Below are 13,478 nucleotides of genomic sequence, written 5' to 3'. Positions count from 1 at the left end.
GAAACGCGACCCACGGGCGAACCCTTTGGCCGAGAGCCGGTTAGGAGTCGCCGAGCGAGTCGCTCAAGAAGCCCCTCAGCAGCGCGGCGGAGCCCTCAAGGTGCTCGGCCATCGCCTCGGCAGCGGCGCTCGGCCGGCCCGCCAAAATCGCCGAAACGATCGCGACGTGCTGCTCGGCAGAGTGCACGATGTTCGGTTCGAGCACCGGAATCGCTTCGAGCAGCGCATTGACGCGGGTGCGAATGTTGGCCGCGAGGGGCACGAGGCTCGGCGAGCCCGAGAGTTCGGCGATGAGCAGGTGCAGGCGCGAGTCGAGCCTGCGGTGATCGGCCGCAGAGGCCGCAGAACACGCCTCAAGCGCCCTCGTGAGTGACGAGCGTTCGCTCGAGGTGAGGTCGCGCGCAGCGGCCTCACGCGCAGCACCGACCTCGAGAACCCGGCGCAGCACCGTCACGTCTTCGACCTCTTCGGCGGTGACGGTAGCCTCTTGGCCGGTGAGGCGTTCGAGCGGCAGCTCATCGACCACGAATGATCCGCCATATCGGCCACGGCGGGAGACGACATAACCGGCGTCTGAGAGGGTCGAGAGGGCCTCGCGAACGGTGTCGCGGCTCACCTTCAGCATGGCCGCGAGATCACGCTCAGCGGGCAGTCGCTCGCCGGGCGGAATCACCCCGAGCCTGATCGACTGCAGCAGACGCTGCATGGTCTCTTCGTACGCGTTCGTGGGTCGCACCGCCCTGATGAGCAGCTCAGAACCCGCGCCACTGTTTTGCATCGGTTCTCCCTTCGAAGAGCATGGGGCCCGCAGGAAGAACCTGCGGGCCCCATGCCTGTGAGTCTATACGGCTCACAGCCGTGTGCTTTGCGCTTGCGGCCTAGAGCGGCGTCGTGTACGCGCTCGAGAGGCCACCGTCGACAAGGAACGTCGAGGCGGTAATGAACGAGGCATCATCGCTTGCGAGGAAGGCGACCGAGGCGGCGAGCTCCTCGGGCTTCGCGAAGCGGCCGACCGGAACGTGCACGAGGCGACGGGCCGCGCGCTCGGGGTCTTTCGCGAAGAGCTCCTGCAGGAGCGGGGTGTTCACAGGTCCGGGGCAGAGCGCGTTCACGCGAATGCCCTGGCGTGCGAACTGGACACCGAGCTCGCGGGTCATGGCGAGCACGCCGCCCTTTGACGCGGTGTACGAGATCTGAGACGTCGCCGAGCCCATGACCGCGACAAACGAGGCCGTGTTGATGATCGAGCCCGAGCCCTGCTTCGTCATGTGGCGAAGCGCCGCACGCGAGCAGAGGTACACGCTCTTGAGGTTGACGTCTTGCACCTTCTGCCACGCGGGCAGCTCGGTCGTCTCGATCGAATCGTCGTCATCGGGTGAAATGCCGGCGTTGTTGAAGGCGATGTCGACCGAGCCGTAGGTGCTGGCGGCTGTATCGAACAGGGCGTTGACCTGATCTTCGTCAGTGACGTTGACCTGCACGAAGAGCCCCCCGACCTCTGCGGCCGCGGCCTCGCCGGCCTCGGGGTTCATGTCGCCGATGACGATGGTGGCGCCCTCGGCGCGCATGCGCTTGGCGGTGGCAAGGCCGATACCGCTCGCGCCACCGGTAATCACGGCGACTTTCCCTGCGAGTCGTTGGGTGAGATCAAAAGGGGTGATTTCGTTCATGTTCTGCTTCCTTGAATGGGTCAAAGTGTTGAAAGGTTTAGGGCTTGGTTATTCCGACGCGAAGAAGACGTTCTTCGTTTCGGTGAAGTGTTCTGCGGCGTCTGGCCCCAGCTCACGGCCGAGCCCAGACTGCTTGAACCCGCCGAAGGGGGTCGAGTAGCGCACCGATGAGTGCGAGTTGACCGAGAGGTTGCCGCCCTCGACGCCACGCGCCGTGCGAATGCCGCGGGCGAGATCTTTGGTCCAGATCGATCCGCTCAGGCCGTATTCGGTGTCGTTGGCGATGCGCAGCGCATCGGCCTCGTCTTCGAAGGGAATGACCGAGACGACCGGGCCAAAAATCTCTTCGGTTGAGAGGCGGTCGCCGTGCTGTCCCTCGACAACCGTTGGCGCGAACCAGGCGCCGGGGCCCTCGGGGGCCTCGCCCGTGAACGCGACCTTGACGTCGTCGGTGATGAACGACGCAACGCTGTCGCGGTGCGCGAGGGTCACGAGGGGGCCGACCTCGGTCTCTTCGAGCGTCGGGTCGCCGACCTTGACGTTTTTCACGGCCTGCTCGAAGTGCTCCATGAAGCGGTCGTAGGCGCTGCGCTGCACGAGCAGGCGGCTGCGGGCGCAGCAGTCCTGGCCCGCGTTGTCGAAGACCGAGTAGGGAGCGGTCGCCGCGGCCTTCTCAATATCGGCGTCATCGAACACGATGTTTGCGCTCTTGCCGCCGAGCTCGAGGGTCACGCGCTTCACCTGCTCTGCGCAGCCGGCCATGATGCCCTTGCCCACCTGGGTCGAGCCGGTGAAGACGACCTTGCGCACCTCGGGGTTCGTGACGAAGCGCTCGCCGACGACCGAGCCGCGACCCGCGAGCACCTGGAAGAGGCCCTCGGGCAGGCCGGCCTCGAGCGCGAGTTCGCCGAGGCGAATGCTCGTGAGGGGGGTCCACTCTGCCGGCTTCAGAACGACGGCGTTGCCCGCAGCGAGTGCCGGAGCGAAGCCCCAGGCAGCAATGGTCATAGGAAAGTTCCACGGGGTAATGACGCCCACGACGCCGAGCGGCTCGTGGAAGGTGACGTCGAGCCCGCCGGCCACGGGAATCTGCTGGCCGATGAGACGCTCGGGCGACGCCGAGTAGTACTCGAGCACATCGCGCACGTGCCCGGCCTCCCACCGCGACTGCGAAATGGGGTGGCCCGAGTTCGTCGTCTCGAGCGAGGCGAGGTGCTCGACGTCAGCGTCTACCGCCGCGGCGAAGTTGCGCAGTGCCTTGGCGCGGTCGGCGGGGGCAATGCGCGCCCACTCTGCCTGCGCCTTGGCCGCCTGTGCGATCGCGCGGTCGGTCGCCTCGAGGTCGAGGTGTTCGACCTCGGTGACAACGGCCTCGGTCGCCGGGTTGATGATGGTGTAGCTCATGCGTTCTCCTCACGCAGATGGCGGTGGGTGTGTGCTGCTTCGACGAGCCCCTGAAAGAGGCGTCGGTCGTCGGTGTTCTCTTCGGGGTGCCACTGCACGGCAACCGCGAAGGGGTGCGAGGGCAGCTCGACCGACTCGATGATGCCGTCGGTCGTGCGGCTTGTGACGCGGAGCCCCTCGCCCACCTCGCCGATGGCCTGGTGGTGGTAAAGGTGCGCCTCGGCCGTCAAGTCTTCGCCGTAGAGCTGCGCGATCTGCGAGCCCTCGTCGACCTCGATCGTCGCCCTGTTGAACACGCCGGCGCCAATCTGGTAGCGGTCGTCGCCGACGACGTCGGGCAGGTGCTGCAGGAGCGTGCCGCCGAGTTCGACGTTGAGCATCTGCGCGCCACGGCAAATGCAGAGCATCGGCAGCGAGGCCTCGATTGCCGCGTGGATCAGCGCCGCCTCAAACTCGTCCCGATCGGTGCGCGGGGCACCGGTTCGCTCGTGGGGGCTCTCGTTGTACCGTTTTGGGTCGACGTCGGCGCCGCCCGACAGCACGAGGCCGTCGAGCCGAGCAATGATGCTGCGGGCCTCTTCGTTCGTGATGGCCTGGGGTGGCAAGACGACGACGGTGCCGCCGACGTCGGTCACGGCGTTCATGTAGACCTGGGGCAGAAACGATGCCGGAACATCCCACACCCCGGTCTGCGCCTGCTCAAGATAACTGGTGATGCCGATTATCGGTTTAGAGTCGTTCAAAGCCGCGAATCCTCTCCCAATCAGTGATTGCGGCGTCGAAGGCCTGAACCTCGACGCGTGCTGCGTGGACGTAGTGGTCGACAACCTCGTCACCAAAGATTTCGCGGGCGGCCTTCGACTGGTCGAAGAGATCGGCTGCCTCACGGAGCGTGGTTGGCACGCGCTCGACGTTGCTCGTGTAGGCGTTGCCCTCGAGTGCCTCGCCCAGCTCGAGCTTGTGCTCGATGCCGTACAGGCCTGACGCGAGCAGCCCCGAAACCGCGAGGTACTGGTTGACGTCTGCTCCCGGCACGCGGTTTTCGACGCGCATGCTCTTGCCGCGGCCGACGATGCGCAGCGCGCAGCTGCGGTTATCGAAGCCCCAGGCAACGGCCGTCGGGGCGAAGCTGCCGTCAACATAGCGCTTGTATGAGTTGATGTTCGGTGCGTAGAGCAGCGTGAACTCGCGCATGAGCTTCAGCTGGCCCGCGATGAAGTGCCTGAAGGTGTCAGACATGCCCTGGGGGTCTGATTCGTCGGCGAAGATGGGGTTGCCATCGTCGTCGCGCAGGCTCGCGTGCACGTGGCAGCTTGACCCCTCGCGCTCGTTGAACTTGGCCATGAAGGTGATCGATTTGCCGTGCTTGTCGGCGATCTCCTTCGATCCGCTCTTGTAAATGGAGTGGTTATCGCAGGTTGCGAGCGCGTGTGCGTAGCGAAAGGCGATTTCCTGTTGGCCGAAGTTGCACTCGCCCTTGACGCCCTCGTTGTACATGCCGGCTGCATCCATCGAGTTGCGAATATCGCGCAGCAGCGGCTCCATGCGGGTCGAGGCGTGCAGGGCGTAGTCGATGTTGTAGTCGCTCTCGGTCGCGAGGTCGTTGTAATGCTTCTTCCATGCCGTGCGGTAGTCGTCGGCAAAGACGATGAACTCGAGCTCGGTCGCCACGTTCGTGTGGTAGCCGTGCTCGGCCAGGCGATCGATCTGCCGCTGCAACACCGACCTGGGCGCCACGGGAATGGGCTGGTGGTCGCTCGCGTTGACGAGGTCGGCCATGACGAGCGCCGTGCCGGGAATCCACGGGGTGAGGCGCAGCGTCGTCAGGTCGGGCACCATGGCCATGTCGCCGTAGCCGCTCTCCCAGCTCGTGAGCGCGTAGCCGTCGACGGTGTTGAGATCGACGTCAACCGCGAGCAGGTAGTTGCAGCACTCTGCGTGCCCGGTCATGGTCTCTTCGAGAAAGAGTCGAGCCGAGATGCGTTTGCCGACCAGTCGCCCTTGAACATCGGTGAACGCGACGATGACGGTGTCGATGTCGCCCGAGGCAACAGCTTCTTTGAGCTGTTCGGTGGTCAAGTTTCCGCTCACGGGATTCATGGAATCTCCTTTAGTGTCTCTTCATTGAGTGTGGGTGTCCATTTTTAATGGTGGGAATTTAGACCATTAAAGCATGGCTCGGGGTGAATTGCTAGCGCAAGTGCCGTCGCGTTGCGCGTTCGGAGCGTGTCGCCTAGAGCATCGCCGGGTGGAGCTCGTGGGCGGTGTGTGGGGTGAGGCTCTGAAGTGTTGTCTCGTCAAGGCTGCCGATGATTCCGATGGTCGTGAGGCCCGCCCCGGTCGCGGCCGCGATGCCGGTGCGCGAGTCTTCGAACGCGACCGCGTCGGCCGCCGTGAGTGAGAGGTGCTTGAGTGCCTGGAGGTATGCGTCGGGCGCGGGTTTGGGTGAGTCGACGTCTTCAAGCGCGATGACGCCGTCGAGCAGGTCGAGAAGACCGGCCTGCTTGAGTGCCGGAACGACGACGTCCTGACTCGCCGCGGTGACGACCATGACGTGTTTGCCGCCGGCCCTGGCCTCGGTTACGAAGCGGTGGGCATCGGCGGTAATCGTTGACTGCGCTGCCGTTCGCTCGAGGTAGGCGGCGTTGAAAACTTGCAGCAGCTCGTAGGGCGTGGGGGTGGTGAGTCCCGCCTCTTCGAGCAAGACGGCAAACATGTTTTCTTCGGTGAAGCCGGCGAAATCGCTGAAGTAACGCTCGCGAGTGAGGGGCACCCCAAGCTCGCGGTCGGAGATTTCGCAGACGAGCTCGGCGAGTACTTCTTCGTCATCAGAGAGGGTGCCGTTGAAGTCGAGCAGGAGCGCTTTTGCGCGGCTCACGAGGTCTTTAACGCTAGGAATTACTGCGGTTTCGGTCACTTGATTACTCCTAATGGTATAGTTAATTGAACCAAATGATGCTTCGACCCTGAATCATCATTTGCTCAGAAGTATGTCATAAAGACTTGCTTTATTGTATTTTTTGCGAAATTATGTACCCCAATCTCATATCAACTCAGCCCGAGTGAAAAAGATAAAGGTACATATATCTAAACCATTTGGAGATGTTTTGCCTCACTTACACGATGAATTGCAGCGACGCATTGAAGAGCTGCGCGCCCACGGCGAGTTCAAGCTGCCCGCAGAACGAGAACTCGCTGAAGAGCTGGGCGTTGCGAGGGGTACGTTGCGCAAGGCCCTCGCCGAGCTGGTTGATCAGGGACTCATTGAGCTCAAGCAGGGGCGGGGCGGCGGTGCCTTCGTGAGAGACGTTGGGCAGCCGCAACTCGCGCAGCCGTTCGGAAACCCGCCCTTCGTGGTGACCCGCACACTCAATCAGGTGATTGGCGTGCCCGAGTTTCTCACCGACCAGGGCTATACCCCGGGAACCCGCATCATCAATGCCGAGGAGCGCCCTGCGCTGCCAGAGCAGCGAGAGGCGCTGGGGCTTGGCGAACGAGGCATGGTGATTGTGCTGCGCAGGCTGAGGCTCGCCAACGGCGTGCCCCTGTCGCTCGAAGAGATGGTGCTGAAAGCAGAGCTCTTCCCGAACTTTCTGCAGCGCGACCTGACCTCGGTGTATGGCCTCATGCGTGAAGAGTACGGGGTTCACGTGAACAAGGCAGAGGAAGCCATCGCTGTGAAGGCGGCGACTCCTGCGGCGGCGTACCACCTCGATATTGCGGTTGGGAGCCCGCTGTTTGATCTTGACCGGGTTGCCTATGACAGCTCGGGACAGCCGGTTGAGATCTCGCGAGATCTCTTTCGGGCCGACCTCATGCGTATGACGGTCGCGACGGGGTAGGGCCACACACTGTGGTGTGACACCAGCCGCCCTGCCGCGTCTGTCAATGGCTCACCGGGTCGTGAGGCAGAAGCTTGGCCGCCAGGTTTTGGCGGTGACGAAGAGATGCAAAGGAGCGTCTAATGGATGAAAAGCAGGGGCGTGCGGTCAACGCCAAGGTGCAAGAACATGAGGCCGGCCCGCCAGAGCTCGAGCCGGTCAACCCCTGGTCTGGGGTGATGCCCGCAGCGGGAGGCGGGAAAACCAAGCGACAGGTGCTGAGGGCGTGGCAAACCCGCGTTTTCATGGTGTCCTGGCTCGCCTACGCGGCCTTCTACTTTCCCCGCAACGCCTTCTCGGCTGCCAAGGTTGGCATTCTCGAAGAGGGGTTGATGCCGAGAGAGGCCCTGGGGCTTCTCGACACCGCGTACCTCGTCGCCTATGCGGTTGGTCAGTTCGTCTGGGGCGCGGTCGCTGAGCGTTACGGCACGAGGGTCGTCGTCGCCGGCGGCATGGTGCTCGCGACAATCGCGGCGTTGTTCATGGGCATTGTCCCTGCGCTGTGGCTCTTTGTTCCGCTCATGGTCGTGCAGGGGCTCGGCCAGTCGACGGGCTGGGCGGCGCTCAGCAAGAACATCGCCTCGTTCTTCACGATCAGCGCCCGCGGCCGAGCCATGGGCTTCTTCTCGACGAGCTACGCGTTCGGCGGTCTCGTGGCTGTTCCCGTCATGGGATGGGTCGCTTACTCGGTCTTCGACTCGTGGCGCTGGGCCTTTTTTACGGGCGCTGCGGTCATGGCTGTCGTGCTCGTCATCTTCCTCATCTTCCAGCGCAACAGCACCGAAGAGCTGGGCCTGCCGGGCATTGATGAAGATCTCGCGAAGTTCGATGAGCCCTACACGGGCAAGGGCATTCGTGGCGCGGGCAAGAGCCCCGTTCCCGTGGTGAAGCCAGAGAACAAGTTCAAGCTTGCCGACCTCATGGCCGCGGTGCGTCACGACCCGATGGTGCTGCGCCTCGGCATCGTCTACTTCATGCTGAAGCCCGCAAGGTACGCCGTACTGCTGTGGGGTCCCGTGCTCGTCATCGACGCCATTCCCGGCATCGATGCGTTCACCGCGGTCATGGTGCCCATCACCTTCGGTATCGCGGGTGTCGCAGCCCCGATCGCGATTGGCTGGGCATCTGACACCTTCTTCGGTGCCCGTCGCATCCCGCCAACGGTGCTCTCGCTTGCACTGCTCGTGGTCACCCTCATGATCTGGCAGCCCGTGGCGAACACCGGCTCGATCTGGGCCGTGGCGATCTTGCTCGGCGCCGTTGGCTTCTTCGCGTACAGTGCTGATGCCATGGTTTCGGGGGTTGCCGCGGTTGACTTTGGCACGAGCAAGTATGCCGCGGGTGCCGCTGGTTTCATCAACGGCTGCGGCTCCATCGGCGCGATTCTCGGCGGCCTGCTGCCGGGCTTTTTCTCGACCGTGACCGTGTTCTACGTGTTCGCGGCAACCGCCGCATTTGCGGCTCTGCTCATTGTTCCCTCGTGGAATAAGCGCCCCGAAGCGGCATAGCCTCGTCCGGTGCAACTGGCAGGCGAGCAAATCTTAAAGGTAGCTTTTCTCTACCAATAGGGGCTAAGCTTGCCAATTGCAACCGCACCCCTCCCGCGGCCCACGACATCTTCGGGGCCGCGGGAGGGCTATCACAACGGAGTGAAATACAGAGGAAGCAATGGCAAAAGACACTTTGAAGGTCTCGGGTGTGACGTACACAACCGCTGACACGGGTTATTTTGAGAAACGGAGCCTGAAGCGCTCGGCTGGCATTTGGGGGCTTTGGGGCCTCGCTGTCGGCGCGGTGATCTCGGGTAACTTCTCAGGCTGGAACTTCGGCATCGAAGCAGCCGGTTTCGGGGGCATGCTCATCGCCTTCGCGATCCTGGTCGTGATGTATTACGGCCTCGTATTCTCGATTGGTGAGATGGCGGCAGCGATGCCGCACACCGGTGGGGCATACTCCTTTGGCCGCGCGGCCATGGGGCCATGGGGCGGGTTCGTGACCGGCCTCGCAGAGTCAATTGAGTACGTCGCGACGAACGCCGTGATCGTGTACTTCTCGGCCGGCTACGCGAACGGTGTGACCGAGGGGCTCATGGGCTTCTCGCTGCCGACGTGGGTGTGGTGGATCATTTTGTACACCATCTTTGTCGCGCTCAACACGGCCGGCACCTCGATCTCGCTGAAGTTCGCGGTGACGGTCTCGTTCGTGTCGATCGGCGTCATCCTGCTCTTCGGCGTCATGGCGCTCGTGAGCGGCGCTGCGAGCTGGGGCAACCTCTTCGACATCGTTCCCGATCCGGGCCAGACGGCCTTCCTGCCACACGGCGTGCTGCCGATCCTCTTCGCGCTTCCCTTCGCGATGTGGCTGTTCCTCGGCATCGAAGAGCTGCCGCTCGCGGCCGAAGAATCGCACAACCCCGTGCGCGATATCCCGCGCGCAGGTCTCTGGGCACGCGGCACCCTCATCTTCACGGGCCTTGTCGTACTCTTCCTCAACACCGCCGTGCTCGGTGCCGAGAAGACCGGCGGCGCTGGCGAGCCACTGCTCGATGGTTTCCGCACCATTCTTGGTGACGACCTCGCGTGGGTTGCTGGCCTCCTGGCGCTCTTCGCGCTCTTCGGTCTGCTCGCCTCGCTGCAGGGCATCATGTTTGCCTACGGTCGCAACCTGTACTCGCTCTCACGCGCCGGGTACTACCCGAAGTTCCTCTCGCTGACCGGCAAGCGCCAGACGCCGTGGGTCGCGCTCATCGCGGGTGCCCTCATCGGCCTCACCGCGCTCATCGTCGTCGAGGTGACGGGTGGCGAAGATGGTGTTGGCGGCGCGGTCGTGCTCAACATCGCCGTGTGGGGGGCCGTGCTCGCGTACTTCATGCAGATGCTCTCGTTCATCATTCTGCGCAAGAAGTACCCCAAGGCATCACGCCCCTACAAGAGCCCCTGGGGCATGTTTGGCGCCTACGCGGCTGCTGTCATCTCGGCCCTGATCTTCCTGGGCTTCCTGCTCAATGAGTCGTTTAGGCCGGCGATCGTCGCGATCGTGATCGTTTACGTCATCGGTCTCATCATCTTCGGCGTCTACACCCGCCACCGCCTGATTCTCTCGCCTGAAGAGGAGTACGCGGTCTCGGGCGGCCTGCACGGCGACCCTCAAACCGAGGGTTACGGCGGCCAGGTTGAAGAAGAGCTGCTTGCAATGGACGGGGTCGATGGGCCAGAGTTGAAATAGCATTGCACAAGGCTAGGCCGCGCGTTGCACGTGAAACACCTCACGTGCGGCGCGCGGCTCCTGCCCCGACATCGTTGTGGGGCGGATCATCGCGACACTGCCTGCCGTGCGGTGCTCGATGCGCACAAATGAATATCGGCTATCAAGTTGTAGCGGGAGAGTTCGGGGTGACCCGACGCCGTAGGAGCAAAATCCCTCCCCGGGAAATCTCTCAGGCTCACGTACCGCTACAGCGTGGCAACTCTGGAAAACACCGACCGGAATGACCCGGTCGCTTACCGAAGGTGCAACGGCCCGCAGACGTACTTTGCTGTACCGGCGCGGCGCCCGAATCTCTCAGGTCCCATAACAGAGCGGGGAGGATCGTTTCCTATTCGCGCCTTCGGGCCTACGAAAGAGATCCTCTTGAACACGCAACCGATTGAACGTTCCTTCGCTGATCGCCATATTGGCGTGAACACCCCTGCCGACCTCGCCACGATGCTTGAGCGGGTTGGTTACGAGAGCGCCTCTGCGCTCGCCGACGCGGCGGTGCCGCCCGAGATACGCATGCCGCACGCGCTCGATCTCGCCGGGCCCCGCAGTGAGGCAGAAATTCTCAGTGACCTGAAGGGCTTTGCGGCCCAGAACACGGTCATGACACAAATGATCGGCCAGGGTTTTTACGACACCCACACACCCCCGGTCATTCTGCGCAACGTGCTTGAGAGCCCCGCCTGGTACACGGCCTACACGCCGTATCAGCCGGAGATCTCGCAGGGTCGGCTCGAGGCGCTGCTCAATTTCCAGACGATGGTTGCCGACCTCACCGGTCTCGACGTGGCCAACGCTTCGATGCTCGACGAATCATCGGCCGCAGCCGAAGCCGTGCTGCTCATGCGCCGCGCGAGCAAAGCGGGCTCGGGGGCAAAAGCGGTTGTCGACCGCAACGTGTTTCCGCAAACCCTCGCGGTCATTAAAGGCCGTGCCGCGGCGCTCGAAATTGAGATTGAGGTCGCCGACCTCTCGCTTGGGCTGCCTGCGGGCGAGGTGTTTGGGGTCGTGCTGCAGCAGCCGGGCAATGACGGCTCGGTGAGTGACCACCGTGCGATTATCGCCGAGGCGAAGCGCCAGGGTGCCATGGTTACGGTAATTACCGACCTGCTTGCGCTGACGCTCATTGAGTCACCGGGCGAGCAGGGTGCCGACGTCGCCGTCGGGAACACGCAGCGCTTTGGCGTTCCGCTCTTCTTCGGCGGGCCGCACGCCGCGTTCATGGCGATTCGTGCGGGGCTTGAGCGGTCGCTGCCAGGCCGTCTCGTCGGGGTCTCGCAGGATGCTGCGGGGAGGCCCGCCTATCGTCTCGCGCTGCAGACGCGCGAGCAGCACATTCGTCGTGAGAAGGCGACGAGCAATATCTGCACGGCGCAGGCGCTCTTGGCCGTGACCGCGTCTATGTATGCCGTGTATCACGGCCCCGCGGGCCTCAAGGCGATTGCCGAGCGGGCTCACGCTCACGCGCGAACGATTGCGGCGAGCCTCTCGGCCGCGGGAATCTCGCTCGCCTCGGGGTCGTTCTTCGACACTGTTGTGGCGAGCATTCCTGGGCGGGCCGACGAGGTTATTGCCGCGGCCGCCGCATCGGGCATCAACCTGCGCCGCATCGACGAAGACACCGTGGGGGTTTCGACCGACGAGACCACCACGGGCGAGCACGTCGAGGCGGTCGTTCGAGCCTTTGGAACCGCCGCGAGCGAGTCGGCACGCGCGGGCGACTACGGGTTCAACAGCCTGCTCGTTCGCACGAGCCGGTACCTCGAGCACCCGATCTTCCACTCGGTTCGCTCCGAGACGCAGATGCTGCGGTACTTGCGCAGGCTCTCCGATCGCGACCTCGCGCTCGACCGCACGATGATTCCGCTCGGCTCCTGCACCATGAAGCTCAACTCGACCGCCGAGATGGAGTCGATTTCGTGGCCAGAGTTCGCTGGCATTCACCCGTACGTTCCGGCGGATCAGAGCGCCGGCTGGCGTGCGCTCATCGCCGATCTCGAGTCGAGGCTGCGCGCGATCACCGGTTACGCCGGGGTGTCGATTCAGCCAAACTCGGGGGCTCAGGGTGAGTACGCGGGCCTCAACGCGATCAGCATGTATCACCGCGCGAATGGGCAAGAACAGCGCAATATCTGCCTCATCCCGGCCTCCGCGCACGGCACGAATGCTGCCTCGGCCGTGCTCGCTGGTATGCGGGTCGTCGTGGTGAAAAACACCGATGCCGGAACGATCGACATGCACGACCTGCGAGCGAAGGTCGCCTCGCACCGTGACGAGCTCTCGGCCATCATGATCACCTACCCCTCGACGTACGGACTCTACGACACCGATGTGCGTGAGGTCTGCGACCTCGTGCACGAGGCCGGCGGGCAGGTGTACATCGACGGCGCCAACATGAATGCGCTCGTTGGCCTCGCGCAGCCCGGCAAGTTCGGCGGCGACGTTTCGCACCTGAACCTGCACAAGACCTTCGCGATTCCCCACGGTGGTGGCGGCCCGGGCGTTGGCCCGATCTGCGTGGCAGAGCACCTGCTGCCCTACCTGCCGAGCGACCCGACGGGTACCTTCTCGGTGAGCGAGGGCGTTCCGGTCGTCGCGACGCTATTCGGATCGGCAGGGGTCTTGCCGATCTCGTACAGCTACATCGCAATGATGGGCGGCGAGGGCCTCACGCAGGCGACGAAGATTGCGCTGCTGAGCGCGAACTACGTGGCCGCTCGGCTTGACGAATACTTCCCAGTGCTGTTTCGCGGCAACGCGGGGCTCGTCGCACACGAGTGCATTCTCGACTTGCGGCAGCTCACCGAGCAGTCGGGGGTCACGGCCGAAGACGTCGCGAAGCGGCTCATCGACTTCGGGTTTCACGCCCCGACGCTCGCCTTCCCAGTGCCGGGAACGCTCATGGTTGAGCCCACCGAGTCAGAAGACCTCGAAGAGATCGAGCGTTTTATCGAGGCCATGATTGCCATTCGTGGCGAGATCGACGACGTGATCGCGGGCAAGATCGCGCTCGATCGTTCGCCGCTTCGCCTCGCTCCCCACTCGGCAGAGACGGCGCTCGCCGACGAGTGGAACCGCGACTACCCGCGTAGCCAGGGAGTGTTTCCTGTCGCGCGGCTGCGCACCGACAAGTACTTCGCGCCGGTTGACCGCATCGACGGGGCATTCGGCGACCGAAACCTTGTGTGCTCATGCCCAGCCCCCGAGGCCTTCGAGCAGCCCGAAGCGGGCGAGTGACGCGGGCGCTGTGCGCCCAGCATGAGAC

At 63.8% G+C, this 13,478-nt stretch carries 10 protein-coding genes and 2 riboswitches; of the genes, 4 read left to right on the top strand and 6 right to left on the bottom strand.

Annotated elements, in window-relative coordinates:
* Nucleotides 1-40: 40 nt before the first annotated feature.
* From JSO19_RS06325 to JSO19_RS06300, 6 genes are all read right to left on the bottom strand, one after another.
* The gene (locus JSO19_RS06325) at nucleotides 41-778 is read right to left on the bottom strand and encodes a FadR/GntR family transcriptional regulator (RefSeq protein ID WP_270910487.1); all 738 of its coding nucleotides are present in this window, start codon (nucleotides 776-778) and stop codon (nucleotides 41-43) included.
* A gap of 100 nt (nucleotides 779-878) precedes the next feature.
* Nucleotides 879-1,670, bottom strand: a complete 792-nt coding sequence (locus JSO19_RS06320) for a 3-oxoacyl-ACP reductase (protein ID WP_270910486.1) — start codon at nucleotides 1,668-1,670, stop codon at nucleotides 879-881.
* A 48-nt stretch (nucleotides 1,671-1,718) separates the two neighbouring features.
* A complete protein-coding gene (locus JSO19_RS06315) occupies nucleotides 1,719-3,074 on the bottom strand; it encodes an aldehyde dehydrogenase family protein (RefSeq protein ID WP_270910484.1) in 1,356 nt (451 codons plus the stop codon).
* Nucleotides 3,071-3,817 (bottom strand): gamma-glutamyl-gamma-aminobutyrate hydrolase family protein, encoded by a 747-nt coding sequence (locus JSO19_RS06310; RefSeq protein ID WP_270910482.1) that lies wholly within the window; start codon nucleotides 3,815-3,817, stop codon nucleotides 3,071-3,073. Before JSO19_RS06310 ends, JSO19_RS06315 begins: the two co-directional genes overlap by 4 nt.
* The gene (locus tag JSO19_RS06305; RefSeq protein WP_270910480.1) at nucleotides 3,804-5,174 is read right to left on the bottom strand and encodes a glutamine synthetase family protein; all 1,371 of its coding nucleotides are present in this window, start codon (nucleotides 5,172-5,174) and stop codon (nucleotides 3,804-3,806) included. Before JSO19_RS06305 ends, JSO19_RS06310 begins: the two co-directional genes overlap by 14 nt.
* Nucleotides 5,175-5,307: 133 nt before the next feature.
* Nucleotides 5,308-5,991 carry an HAD family hydrolase gene (locus tag JSO19_RS06300; RefSeq protein WP_270910478.1) on the bottom strand — a complete coding sequence of 228 codons (684 nt, stop codon included), beginning with the start codon at nucleotides 5,989-5,991 and terminating at the stop codon, nucleotides 5,308-5,310.
* A gap of 190 nt (nucleotides 5,992-6,181) precedes the next feature.
* On the opposite strand from JSO19_RS06300, the gene JSO19_RS06295 reads away from it, so the two are divergent.
* The 4 genes from JSO19_RS06295 to gcvP all read left to right on the top strand — a co-directional run bounded on the left by JSO19_RS06295 (nucleotide 6,182) and on the right by gcvP (nucleotide 13,450).
* Nucleotides 6,182-6,916 (top strand): GntR family transcriptional regulator, encoded by a 735-nt coding sequence (locus JSO19_RS06295; protein WP_270910476.1) that lies wholly within the window; start codon nucleotides 6,182-6,184, stop codon nucleotides 6,914-6,916.
* Between the two features lie 122 nt (nucleotides 6,917-7,038).
* Nucleotides 7,039-8,463, top strand: coding sequence for an MFS transporter (locus JSO19_RS06290; protein ID WP_270910475.1), 1,425 nt, complete (start codon nucleotides 7,039-7,041; stop codon nucleotides 8,461-8,463).
* 160 nt (nucleotides 8,464-8,623) lie between these two features.
* Nucleotides 8,624-10,180: an amino acid permease gene (locus JSO19_RS06285; protein ID WP_270910473.1), complete on the top strand. Its 1,557-nt coding sequence runs from the start codon at nucleotides 8,624-8,626 to the stop codon at nucleotides 10,178-10,180.
* A 143-nt stretch (nucleotides 10,181-10,323) separates the two neighbouring features.
* Nucleotides 10,324-10,417: riboswitch (glycine riboswitch) on the top strand.
* A 1-nt stretch (nucleotide 10,418) separates the two neighbouring features.
* Nucleotides 10,419-10,542: riboswitch (glycine riboswitch) on the top strand.
* 43 nt (nucleotides 10,543-10,585) lie between these two features.
* Nucleotides 10,586-13,450: an aminomethyl-transferring glycine dehydrogenase gene (gene gcvP, locus JSO19_RS06280; protein ID WP_270910471.1), complete on the top strand. Its 2,865-nt coding sequence runs from the start codon at nucleotides 10,586-10,588 to the stop codon at nucleotides 13,448-13,450.
* The last annotated feature ends 28 nt before the right edge of the window (nucleotides 13,451-13,478 follow it).

This window comes from Leucobacter sp. UCMA 4100, assembly GCF_027853335.1.
Lineage (GTDB): Bacteria > Actinomycetota > Actinomycetes > Actinomycetales > Microbacteriaceae > Leucobacter_A.
Note: the sequence above shows the minus strand (reverse complement) of the source record. Positions and strands in the feature narration are given on the sequence as shown.

Coding starts and splice junctions, on each gene's coding strand:
- JSO19_RS06325 (WP_270910487.1), bottom strand. CDS start 778: ATGCAAAACAGTGGCGCGGGTTCTGAGCTGCTCATCAGGGCGGTGCGA.
- JSO19_RS06320 (WP_270910486.1), bottom strand. CDS start 1,670: ATGAACGAAATCACCCCTTTTGATCTCACCCAACGACTCGCAGGGAAA.
- JSO19_RS06315 (WP_270910484.1), bottom strand. CDS start 3,074: ATGAGCTACACCATCATCAACCCGGCGACCGAGGCCGTTGTCACCGAG.
- JSO19_RS06305 (WP_270910480.1), bottom strand. CDS start 5,174: ATGAATCCCGTGAGCGGAAACTTGACCACCGAACAGCTCAAAGAAGCT.
- JSO19_RS06290 (WP_270910475.1), top strand. CDS start 7,039: ATGGATGAAAAGCAGGGGCGTGCGGTCAACGCCAAGGTGCAAGAACAT.
- JSO19_RS06285 (WP_270910473.1), top strand. CDS start 8,624: ATGGCAAAAGACACTTTGAAGGTCTCGGGTGTGACGTACACAACCGCT.